The 11,048-nt window shown below is 39.1% G+C and carries 10 protein-coding genes and 1 pseudogene; 5 read left to right on the plus strand and 6 right to left on the minus strand.

Annotated features, from left to right (window positions below; all coding sequences use genetic code 11):
- Positions 1-185: 185 nt before the first annotated feature.
- The 5 genes from BHE89_RS00760 (at position 186) to BHE89_RS00780 (ending at position 6,257) form a co-directional block, all read left to right on the plus strand.
- Positions 186-716, plus strand: a complete 531-nt coding sequence (locus BHE89_RS00760; protein ID WP_128860261.1) for a fimbrial protein — start codon at positions 186-188, stop codon at positions 714-716.
- Positions 717-918: 202 nt separating this feature from the next.
- The gene (locus BHE89_RS00765; RefSeq protein WP_286145796.1) at positions 919-1,503 is read left to right on the plus strand and encodes a fimbrial biogenesis chaperone; all 585 of its coding nucleotides are present in this window, start codon (positions 919-921) and stop codon (positions 1,501-1,503) included.
- Positions 1,504-1,541: 38 nt separating this feature from the next.
- Positions 1,542-4,193, plus strand: coding sequence for a fimbria/pilus outer membrane usher protein (locus BHE89_RS00770; RefSeq protein WP_077885160.1), 2,652 nt, complete (start codon positions 1,542-1,544; stop codon positions 4,191-4,193).
- Positions 4,194-4,196: 3 nt separating this feature from the next.
- Entirely contained in the window at positions 4,197-5,357 is a 1,161-nt protein-coding gene (locus BHE89_RS00775; protein WP_069369668.1) for a fimbrial protein, read from the plus strand.
- Positions 5,358-5,570: 213 nt separating this feature from the next.
- Positions 5,571-6,257, plus strand: a complete 687-nt coding sequence (locus BHE89_RS00780) for an HAD family hydrolase (protein WP_069369669.1) — start codon at positions 5,571-5,573, stop codon at positions 6,255-6,257.
- Positions 6,258-6,316: 59 nt separating this feature from the next.
- Here the strand turns inward: BHE89_RS00780 and BHE89_RS00785 are convergent, their stop codons facing one another.
- The 6 genes and pseudogenes from BHE89_RS00785 to BHE89_RS00810 all read right to left on the minus strand — a co-directional run bounded on the left by BHE89_RS00785 (position 6,317) and on the right by BHE89_RS00810 (position 10,913).
- Positions 6,317-6,892 carry a TerD family protein gene (locus BHE89_RS00785; protein ID WP_069369670.1) on the minus strand — a complete coding sequence of 192 codons (576 nt, stop codon included), beginning with the start codon at positions 6,890-6,892 and terminating at the stop codon, positions 6,317-6,319.
- Positions 6,893-6,971: 79 nt separating this feature from the next.
- On the minus strand, positions 6,972-7,550 hold the full coding sequence (locus BHE89_RS00790; protein WP_006536043.1) for a TerD family protein: 579 nt from the start codon (positions 7,548-7,550) through the stop codon (positions 6,972-6,974).
- Positions 7,551-7,603: 53 nt separating this feature from the next.
- Positions 7,604-8,644 carry a TerC/Alx family metal homeostasis membrane protein gene (locus tag BHE89_RS00795; protein ID WP_069369671.1) on the minus strand — a complete coding sequence of 347 codons (1,041 nt, stop codon included), beginning with the start codon at positions 8,642-8,644 and terminating at the stop codon, positions 7,604-7,606.
- 34 nt (positions 8,645-8,678) lie between these two features.
- A pseudogene (locus BHE89_RS00800) lies at positions 8,679-9,129 on the minus strand (tellurite resistance TerB family protein); the annotation flags it as partial.
- 32 nt (positions 9,130-9,161) lie between these two features.
- Positions 9,162-10,328: a TerD family protein gene (locus BHE89_RS00805; RefSeq protein ID WP_069369673.1), complete on the minus strand. Its 1,167-nt coding sequence runs from the start codon at positions 10,326-10,328 to the stop codon at positions 9,162-9,164.
- Complete coding sequence (locus tag BHE89_RS00810) at positions 10,329-10,913, minus strand: TerD family protein (RefSeq protein WP_069369674.1); 585 nt, start codon at positions 10,911-10,913, stop codon at positions 10,329-10,331.
- Positions 10,914-11,048 lie beyond the last annotated feature (135 nt).

Here is an 11,048-nt window from a genome sequence, read left to right on the forward strand (position 1 = left end):
ATAAAAAATACTTATTAAGTATTTTATTTGCCATGGATTGCCTTTATTTATTTTCACAGTAATAGCATGTAAATAAATCACTAAATATTAATTTAGATATTTAGTGATTTATTAAAATGTAATTATCTAATATAAAACAAAGGAATTTAGAATGAAAAAAATCGATCATTGGTGCATCATTAGCAATGGCATTTGGTCTGATGGCGGGTAATGCAATCGCTGCTGATAATACAGGTACTATTACTTTTAATGGTGAATTAACAGATACAACGTGTAAAGTTGATATCGAAGGCCAAGGTCCTGATGCGACAATTACACTACCAACAGTCAGTACCAATGTTTTACAAAATGCAGGTGATGTAACTGGACGTACTGCATTTAATATGAACTTATCTGATTGTAAAGTCGGTGAAAAAGGTCATAGCACTGTTTCTGCCTTCTTTGAAACTGGAGCCACTGTAGACCAAGCAACAGGTCGTCTGAACAACATGGATGTTGCTGCAACAGGTGCAAAAGAAGTTCAATTACAACTGTTAGATGGTGCTAACTTCGAGGCAATTAAAGTAGGTAATACATCTCAAGTAAATGATACGACTTACTACACAATTACTGATGATAAAGCCACTCTCCCATACGCTGTTGAATACTACGCTATCGGTAAAACTGAAGCGGGTAAAGTAACAAGTAGCGTTGTTTATACTCTGCAGTATAAATAATCAAAATAAACAGAGGGGAGCGCCTCCTCTCTGTTTGCTTTTTATTAATGGAATAAAGATAAATATGATAACCACTAAATTAATTAAAAGCTTTTTTATTAGTTTATTATTAATCATTCCAACATGGGTAAACGCTGGTGTTATTATTAGTGGCACTCGTGTTATTTATAATGAAAAATGAAAAAAGAAGTCACAGTAAAAAATTAGTAATGAAGGGAAAGTACCTGTATTAATTCAAAACTGGATTGATACTGGTAATGTTGATGCAAAACCTGAAACTATTCAAGTTCCGTTTGTATTAACGCCCCCCGTATTTCGTATTGAACCAGAAAAATCACAATCATTAAGAATTCGTTTTACAGGTGCCACAGTATTACCAAAAGATAAAGAATCTATTTATTGGTTAAATGTATTAGAAATACCACCAAATGCGAATACAGAAGTAGATAATAAATTACAAATTGCTTATCGCTCTAGAATAAAACTATTTTATCGCCCTGATGCACTAAAAGATAAAATAGGGGCAATAAATGCCGCAGAAAATCTTCAATTTTCAATTACTGGTAACAAGTTAAAAGCAATTAATAATTCACCTTACTTTGTTTCACTCGTTTCTATCACGCTTGCAGATAATGAGAAAAACCCAATTGATGGTGAAGTCGTTCCTCCATTAGGTCAACACGAATTTACGCTCCCCAATGGCGTGTCGGCAAAATTAGGTAGCAAGATTGCTTATCGTTATGTGAATGATTGGGGTGCAATGAAAATAGTGGAAACAAAACTCTAGCACTCTCAATACTTCATAAAACACATGGGAATATTCAAATGAGCAGTTATATTTTAAAAACTATTATAATATCTGCCAGTGCGACTTTATTTTTAGTAACACCTTATACTTATGCAGAAAATATAACAGAGATTGAAAATAATAAATGGCTATCTAATGGCACACCTGTGTTATCGAACAATACGCCACCTTTATTACAAAATAGCGCTGTCTCATCAACAGAAAAGAGTGAGTCTTCTCATGCAAATGGAAATGGAAATGGTGCACTCTCATTTAATCCTATTTTTATGAATACTGCTCAAGGTGAGATTGATATTAGTCGCTTTAATAAAGAAAATACTTTCTTGCCAGGTACATGGAATGTTGAAATCTATGTTAATAGCCAATTTATGGCAAGAATGCCCGTTACCTTTAAAGATATGCCAAATGGTCAAGTATCACCTTGCTTAACTAAAGATATTATCAGTCTGGTGGGCTTTAAAAGTGATAAAATTCTCCCGCAACTAAAAAGTGCATTAGAACAGCATGAATGTATTGCATTAGCCGAGCTTGTCCCCTCAACGGAAGTCAACTATGACCATTCAGTCCAACGTTTAACGATTAATACACCACAGGCTCTTGTTGGCTATAAACCTCGTGGTTATGTGAGCCCATCACTTTGGGAACGAGGTATAAATGCGCTATTAGTGAGCTATAACGCAAACTATTTTATGTCTCGCAATAATGGCACTAATGACAAATCAGCTTTCGTTGGTGTTAATAGCAACCTTAATTTAGGGACATGGAGTTTCCATCACACTGGGAACTATTCATGGAATGAACAAAATGGTCATGACTACACATCAACTTATAATTATTTGCAACGCATTATCACCACAATAAAAGGTGTGGTTCAAGTTGGTGATGTTCTTACGACAGGACAACTTTTTGATTCTCAACCACTAAGAGGTATTCAGCTTTTTAGTGATGAGAAAATGCTGCCTGACTCACAACGCGGCTTTGCGCCGACAATCCGTGGGGTCGCAAAATCCAATGCACGAGTCATTATTCGTCAAGATGGACGAGTGATCCATGAAATTGCCGTGCCACCGGGTCCATTTGAAATTGATGATCTTTATCCATCAGGATATGGCGGTAACTTGGATGTCACCATCCAAGAATCTGACGGCTCGCAACAGAATTTCAGAGTCTATTACGCTTCCGTTGTCCAGTTACTGCGCCCTGGACAACATAACTATACAGTGGCAGCGGGTCATTTAAATTCATCAGCAGTTGATTATGATCCAACATTATATCAAGCCACTTATCGCCGTGGATTAACTAACCTGATAACAGGGTATGCGGGTATACAGAGTACAGGTGCTGATTATTACGCCCTTCAAGCTGGTTTTGCATTAAGCACCCCATTAGGGGCATTTTCTGCTGACATCACTCAAGCCCGTTTGCACTTGAATACAACGCCATCAAAAGTGAATAGCGGACAAAGTTATCAAATCAGTTACAGTAAATTTATTCAAGACACAAATAGTAACCTGACGATTGCTGCTTATAAATTTAATACCGAAAAATTCTACGATTATAGCGCTGCTGTTCAAGCAATAAATGAAGAACGTAACGGTCGAAGTATCAATAATATTTGGCGTCCAAAAAGCCGCTTTAATGTCACAATTGATCAAGGTTTACCTGAAGGTTGGGGAACATTCTATGTCAGTGGATTTACGCAAAACTACTGGAATAATGATACCACCGATTTGCAATACCAACTGGGTTATAACAACCGTTGGAAGCGTCTCTCTTATGGCTTAAACGTCGGTCAAGCTCGTAATGCGGAAGGTAAAAAAGAGACATCTTTTGAATTGAACTTTATTTTACCACTCTACGATTTAAGTGTAGATCATATGCCAACCTTAACCGCCGCCTTAACACGTAATGGACGAGGTGATGTCGGTGAGCGTATCGGGATCTCAGGCTCTGCCGGTGAAAATAACCGTTATAACTATGGCATAACTGCAATGAATACTCACCATGGTGTTGGCTCAAGTATGACCTTAAACGGTAGTGCAAAAACTAACTATACCAACTTAACGGCTAACTATGGTTTAGGTGAGCATTATCAGAATGGTTCGATTGGTGCTAGCGGTTCATTAATCGGCTGGTCTGGTGGTGTGGTTGCAACCCCTTATCAAGGTAATACTTTTGCCGTGGTTGAAGCAGATGGCGCCAAAGGTGCGAAAGTCAGTGGTTATCCGGGGATTGAAATCGATGGCTTTGGTCATGCTGCCGTGCCTTATTTAACCCCATATCAAATGAATGACATCACGATTAACCCGAAAGGCATGTCAAATAATATCGAGCTACAAAATACACAAGCCCGTATTGCACCATTTGAAGGTGCGATCACGAAGGTAGAATTTAAAACCAATGCAGGTATCCCTCTGTTAATTACAATTCAACGTGATAACGGCGCTATTCCATTTGGTAGTGTCGCTTACGATGAGCAGAACAATGAAGTAGGTAGCATAGGTCAGGGAGGACTTCTCTACGCTCGCGTTGAAAAAGCATCTGGTCGTTTAACCGTGAAATGGGGGCCAGGTGAAATACAGCAATGTAGCATTAACTATAGTGCGCCAGCACAAGATAAAGATAACCCAAGTAGTTTTGTTCAATTAACTCGTGTCTGTGGAGAATAAAGTATGAAGCCGATTATTAAAAACTCATTAGCCTTAATGCTTCTACTTTTTCCTGCTGCAGAGGCCATGGCAAAACCTGATGTCAAATGTATAATGGATAATCCTGCATTTAATCGCTCGATGATAATAAACGGTACTATTTTTGTTGGACCTGATATGCCAATAGGTTCCATTGTTTATCAAGGACAGATAGATTATGCAAACAAAGCACTAAATTATAGGTGTCTTGGTGATTTTTCAGAAGATCCAAATAGAGTAATCCAGTTTATGGAAAGACAAGAGTTAAAAATACTAAGCACGACTGGGACACCGGTAACCAGTGCGGGTATTCCAGCGAATGTTTTTAGAACAAATAATCCAGGTTTAGGTATTGTATTTTTCGCAAGCCGAAATAGAGAGAATACATTACCACTTGGCATTCCTAAATTATCTTGGGAAGGACAACGAGAACTTAATGGAAATCGAAAAGCAATGCAATATTTTGCTGCACCACAATTACACTATTCAATAATTAAAATTGGTCCAATTCAACCGGGTGTTTTTGATCTAACTAACATTGCACATATGCAACTTGATGTTAATTATCCCGATAAAAACAAAGTTGATGCGCCAGAATTTCCCTTTGTTTCTTCATATATAGATATTACAGGCTCCATAACAGTGGCATCTTCAAGTTGTAAAACGCAAGATTACACGGTAGAACTTGGTTCACATAAAACAGCCACACTTACTGCCAAAGGCAGTTCAACCAAATGGATAAACTCCGATATTATATTAACCAATTGTCCTGCCTTTAGAGGTTATTACTCAGGGGATAAAGGTAACGTATACACAAGTGAAGCGGGTCAACATTTTCCAGATCGCGATCCTAACGAACTAAAAGTGACCATTAAACCCGTAAACCCACCAATTATTGAGTACCCAGGCACTTTTGAGGTAAACGATGTACCTGGTGCGGCTAAAGGTGTGGGGATACAGCTAGCTTATGGCACGACTGGCGAAGATTTTGTTAAATTTAATACGCCAACCGCTTTTACACAACCCATTACGGAAAAAGCAGGAACGGTCAATATTCCATTGCGCGCGCGCTATATCCGTGTTGATGATCGCTTATCCGCCGGTGCTGCCAATGGCGCTGCAACCTTTATGATTGAATATTATTAACCCCTTATTCTGTTTGCCAACAGTATAAAGTCTCCCCCTTAGCCTAAACACTAAGGGGCTTTTTTATAGTTTATTGTTCTATTTCCTATCAAGAAAGAGTAAAAATCATTATTTATCAATAGATAAGCCTCCCTCTATCTCATTTTTAGAACAATGATATAATAAGTAAAATATATTTCTCAAACTCTGATGATTTACGGAGCCTTACCCTGTATGCAACCCCAATTTGAAAACGCGAAAAACACCGTAAAAACGTTATCAGTGTTTGATTTTGATGGCACACTCACCTATCACGATAGCTTTATTCCATTTTTAAAATTCGCTTTTGGTAAACGTAAGTTCTCACGCCGTTTAATTAAAATGGTATTACCAACATTGCGTTGTTTTAGACGCAAACTCACCCGTGATGAATTAAAAGAAGTGCTGATCAAAACTTTTTTAACCAATATTGACGAGCAGTGGTTAAAAGAAAAAGCAGAACAATTTTGTCAGCTTTACTGGACTAAATTAATGCGCCCTGCTGGCTTATTCGCTGTTGCAGAAGAAGTCAATAGCAATGCTGAAGTGACGATTTGCTCTGCATCACCTGCGATGGTGTTACAACCTTTTGCAAAGCGATTAGGGATTAAGTTAATAGGAACAACACTTGAAGTTGTTGATGGAAAGCTGACAGGAAAAATTATTGGTAATAACTGCCGTTGTGGTGAAAAAATAAAACGGCTAGAAGCCGTCTATGGAGACTTAACACAATACCATTTAAGAGCATGGGGAGACTCTCGTGGCGATCATGAATTACTTTTTGCTGCGCAAGATCCTCATTGGCGCCACTTTCATACAGGTCGTCGTAAAACGAAAGGTTCACCAATCAAAGTCACCACAAAAAAGAGTCTTAATGACTGATTATTTTCTTATCAAGATAAAATAAATAGCCCCCGCAGAAGCGAGGGCTAAATAGGATCTTAGATATTTACGCCGTGTTGTGCGGCTAACGCACCTAAACCGCCTGCAAAACCTTGACCCACAGCTTTGAATTTCCACTCTGTACCATGGCGATATAACTCACCAAAGATCATTGCTGTTTCTGTTGATGCATCTTCAGAAAGATCAAAGCGTGCAATTTCAGTGTTATTGTCGTTGTTATAAACGCGCATAAAACTGTTGCTGACCATACCAAAGTTTTGTTTACGGTTTTCTGCATCATAAATAGTGACTGCGAATACCAGTTTTTTCACTTCAGCAGGGACTTTTGATAAAGTGATTTTGACTTGCTCATCATCACCATCGCCTTCCCCAGTACGGTTATCTCCTTGGTGTTCAACGCTTCCACATTGACTCACTTTGTTATTAAAGAAGATAAAACTGGCGTCTGAAAGTACTTTTCCATCTTCACCAACCATGAATACTGACGCATCTAAGTCAAACTCTGCGCCATCTGTCACGCGGGCATCCCATCCTAGACCAACCATAGCAACCGACATTGTTGGTGCTTCTTTAGTCAGAGAAACATTACCACCTTTAACGAGGGAAACTGCCATATCAAAGCTCCTACTTTATTGAATAAACTGGCAATCACATCTTATGACTGCCAGTGGTTAGTATTTTACCAATCAGTTATCAAGAGGCATTAATACCGTATTGAGCACAAACTGAGCCTAAGCCTCCCGCGTAACCTTGACCTACGGCACGGAACTTCCACTCTGTACCATGGCGATATAACTCACCAAATAACATTGCAGTTTCCGTTGAGGCATCTTCCGTTAAGTCATAACGAGCGACTTCGATTTGGTTGTCGTCATTAACTAAACGAATAAATGCACCTGATACTTGACCAAAGCTTTGGCGGCGTGCTTGCGCATCATGGATAGTGACAACGAAGATAACCTTATCGACATCATTTGGGATCATGTCTAATTTGATTTTCAACGCTTCATCATCACCATCGCCTTCACCTGTACGGTTATCACCGGTGTGAACAACTGAGCCATCAGCAGATCTTAAATTGTTATAAAAAATGAAATCGGCATCGCTACGCACTTTTCCATTTGCTGCTAACAGAAATACAGACGCATCTAAGTCAAAATCTTGACCATCTGTAGAACGGGCATCCCAACCAAGTCCGACAAGGACGTTTTTCATCGTTGGGGCTGCTTTGCTCAGAGAGACATTACCACCTTTAGAAAGAGAAACGCTCATTTTATAACCTCTTTAGTTTTGTTTTTAATATTCTGATTTTTCAAGAATATTTATTAATTTGTCTTACCTTCATCATCTTTTTTCTCTGGGAATACAAAGCTTGCAATAATCCCCAGAGCAAGAACACCTAGCACAACAAATAAGCTAGTTGTCGCGGAGATGCTGTATCCATGTTGCCAGATATGATCTGTTGCATTTAAACCCAATTTGGCAGCAATAAAGAACAACAACACAATAACCGCTTTTTCAAGGTAAACCAGATACTGTTTTAACGCTTCTAACACAAAGTAGAGCGTACGTAAGCCTAAGATTGCGAACATCATTGCACTATAAACGATGAGGGGTTCACGGCTTACTGCGATAATAGCGGGAACCGAGTCGAAAGCAAACATCACATCGGAAAGCTCTACAACCGCCACACACAGCATAAGTGGGGTTGCATATAACGCTGCTTTTGTACCACGACCGATAGTAATTTCTTTGTTTTCTGGTTTAGCTAATTCAGCATCGACTTCTTTTTGTGTTAATACAAAAGCGTGCCCTGTGATTTTTGGCCATATAGGGAAAAATCGTTTAACTAATCGATACGCAAGATGTTGTGAATAGTCTTCAATTTCTTCACTATCATCACCGCTTTTCAGCATCATCACTGCCGTCCAGGCAACGATTAAGGCAAATACTATCTCAACATATGGTCCTAAACTTAACAGTCCTGTACCGATGGCAACAAAGATCCCGCGGAAAACGATAGCACCGATGATCCCCCAATAAAGAACGCGGTGACGGAAGCGGTCAGGTACAGCAAACCAAGAGAAAATCGCCATCATGACAAACAAGTTATCAACAGAAAGCACTTTCTCTAATGCATAACCTGTTACGAATAAGCTCGCAACTTCTGCACCATGGTGAACATAAAGGAATCCTGCGAATGCCATTGCAATGGCAACCCAGAATATAGACCAAAATATGGCATTCTTTAACGTTATCGGCTTATCTGCGCGATGCATAAATAAGTCGATAAAAATAGCGCCAATCGCAAGTACAACAAAGACAATGACAGTTTCTGTCGGAAAACCAATATGTGTGGATACCATAATAATTCCTGAACGGTTCCCTATATTAAATTAATTACAAACCAAATTCTGCGGGCTCAAAGCCTAATGCAATGGCAATAGCACGCACAGCTTCTTTTTCATCATTGTCAAAATCACCATCACTTTTCGCAACAGCAATACCGACACGAATAGCTAATTGCGCAGCTTCTGGCTGATCTTTCATTGCCAGAATATACTTCATGGTTTCGCCTTTACCGACTTCAGTATCGAACTCGAAACTCAAGATTAGCTTATTAAAGAATTCGATAACTTCAGAAGTATCAAAAACTTTAAGTTCATCCGATGCTTTTAAAAAACCGAGCATCTTCTGTTTTTCTTCAGAACTCACACCGTCACTGGCAATAGCGATACGTGCACAAACCGCAACAGTACCTTGCATAAATTTTTTTGTTTTTAAAGCGACCAACTTGCTTAGCTAACTCAGAACGCCCTGTATTAAAACCTTCTTTTAATTTGTTAAAAAAAACTCATGGTATTTTTCCTTATATCAACTTGATCACTTAGAACCCGCTGTCCAGCGAAATCCCCACCCGTAGGCATTATCCATATCACGGTGGCCTTTAAAAAACTCATTGAGACGTTCAACTTTTATTGATCCATTCTCATTAACTAGTCGGGCAATTGCACACATACCACGACCATTGTTGCCATCCGTTAAACGTGTCTCGATAGGTGGCTGATCAGGTACATGAATGGTCACTACGCCATCCGTTTTGCTCCAATTTGGTACACCTTCATAAATAAACGCGAAGATCAGCACTTGCTTAATATTTTTCCATTCACGCCCATTCACAAAGATCCATTCACCACCAGCAACATCTCCTGTACGATCATCGCCTTGCAATTCAACATAAGGAATACGATTGAAATCACCAAATCCGTTTCCTAATGCTTGAATAACTGACTTATGCCCTTGTTGAAGTTCAACAAATGCACCGATATCTAAATCGATACCTTTATTACCGCCAAACAGTCCACCTAATAATCCAGAGCTCCCACTTTTGCTCTCACGATGCCAATCAAGATTGATTCGAATTTTACCGAAGTCATCTTTCTTCGTTAGGCTGATTGCCGGTTTTTCTTTAGTTAAAGAGACCTTACTTAAGTTCACCGAACTTGGCGCGGGTGTTGGAACCGGTGCCGGTTTCGGTGCTGGTGCTGGCTCAGGATCTGCAATATCAACACCAAAGTGTTCAGCTAATGGTTTTAAACCACCGTTAAATCCTTGCGCGATAAAACGAAACTTCCAACTACCATTACGACGATACAATTCACCTAAAATTAATGCTGCTTCAGGACGACCGTTGATATCAACATTACCGTTCGCCACAACTTCGTTATTAGCATCAACTTGAATTGATAATCGTTGTAAATTTGCGATAGTTTGTCGACCTTCACAAGTCGCTGTAAACGCAATTTTTTCAACATCTGGGCGTAAACGCGTTAAATCCACAGTAAAAGAGGTGCTGTTTCCTGCTGTTGCATAAATAACGGTGCGATCATCATTAGTTGTCTGTCCATAAAACACCATATCGGTGTCACCATTCACTTTACCTGTCGCATAAAGCCTAAAAGCAGATACATCAACAGGTGCACCTGATTGAATTCTAATGATTAGTGTTTGATTAGGAACAGGTAAATTCCCACCTGGAGTCATATTCATTTATCGCACCACCGTAGCCACAATATCAGGCATCATGTCGTTAATAACACGACCTTTACAAGGCGCACCAAACGCAGTGAAATCCCATTGACCATGATTACGTTGTAAAGAAGCAATCACGATACCTGTATGAGAGCCTTGCTCTGTTAAGGTATAACGCACCAGCTCTTTATTTGTTGCTTTATCAACAACTCGGCAGAATGCGTTTTCAACTTCATTAAATGTTTGCCCACGGAAACTATTTACTGTGAATACCAAGTATTCAACATTTTTTGGTAAACGATCTAAATCAACGAAAATTGTCTCATCATCGCCATCACCGTCACCCGTTAAGTTATCACCAGAGTGAATAACTGACTGACAACTTGATTTTAATTTTCTAAACCAAATGGTATCGATTTGATTACCACTTGCGTCAAGTAATACGCAGCTTGCATCTAAATCAATAGAACCACCACCACCAAAAAGACCGCCTAATAATCCTTTTTTCTTAATCGGATCCCAGCCCAAACCAAACATTAAATGGCTCAGTGTAGGTGCTTGTTTACTGAGAGAAACTGTTTGATTCTTGCTTAATGAAACCATAATTAAATTCCTTCAGAGGTAGAGTGAAACAATAACGCCATTTGTGATTAATTCCATATCATGAAAATCATCATATCATGATGAAGTACATGAGCAAGACTATTTTTCTTACTTAAACTTAAAGTTTTGTCAATT

It is taken from the genome of Shigella sp. FC1967 (assembly GCF_001743005.1).
Classification (GTDB): domain Bacteria; phylum Pseudomonadota; class Gammaproteobacteria; order Enterobacterales; family Enterobacteriaceae; genus Proteus.

Bases quoted from the DNA above. Each gene is read 5' to 3' on its own strand.
- BHE89_RS00760 (WP_128860261.1), top strand. From the start codon at position 186: ATGGCATTTGGTCTGATGGCGGGTAATGCAATCGCTGCTGATAATACA.
- BHE89_RS00770 (WP_077885160.1), top strand. From the start codon at position 1,542: ATGAGCAGTTATATTTTAAAAACTATTATAATATCTGCCAGTGCGACT.
- BHE89_RS00775 (WP_069369668.1), top strand. From the start codon at position 4,197: ATGAAGCCGATTATTAAAAACTCATTAGCCTTAATGCTTCTACTTTTT.
- BHE89_RS00780 (WP_069369669.1), top strand. From the start codon at position 5,571: ATGCAACCCCAATTTGAAAACGCGAAAAACACCGTAAAAACGTTATCA.
- BHE89_RS00785 (WP_069369670.1), bottom strand. From the start codon at position 6,892: ATGGCAGTTTCCCTCGTTAAAGGTGGTAATGTTTCTCTGACTAAAGAA.
- BHE89_RS00790 (WP_006536043.1), bottom strand. From the start codon at position 7,550: ATGAGCGTTTCTCTTTCTAAAGGTGGTAATGTCTCTCTGAGCAAAGCA.
- BHE89_RS00795 (WP_069369671.1), bottom strand. From the start codon at position 8,644: ATGGTATCCACACATATTGGTTTTCCGACAGAAACTGTCATTGTCTTT.
- BHE89_RS00805 (WP_069369673.1), bottom strand. From the start codon at position 10,328: ATGAATATGACTCCAGGTGGGAATTTACCTGTTCCTAATCAAACACTA.
- BHE89_RS00810 (WP_069369674.1), bottom strand. From the start codon at position 10,913: ATGGTTTCATTAAGCAAGAATCAAACAGTTTCTCTCAGTAAACAAGCA.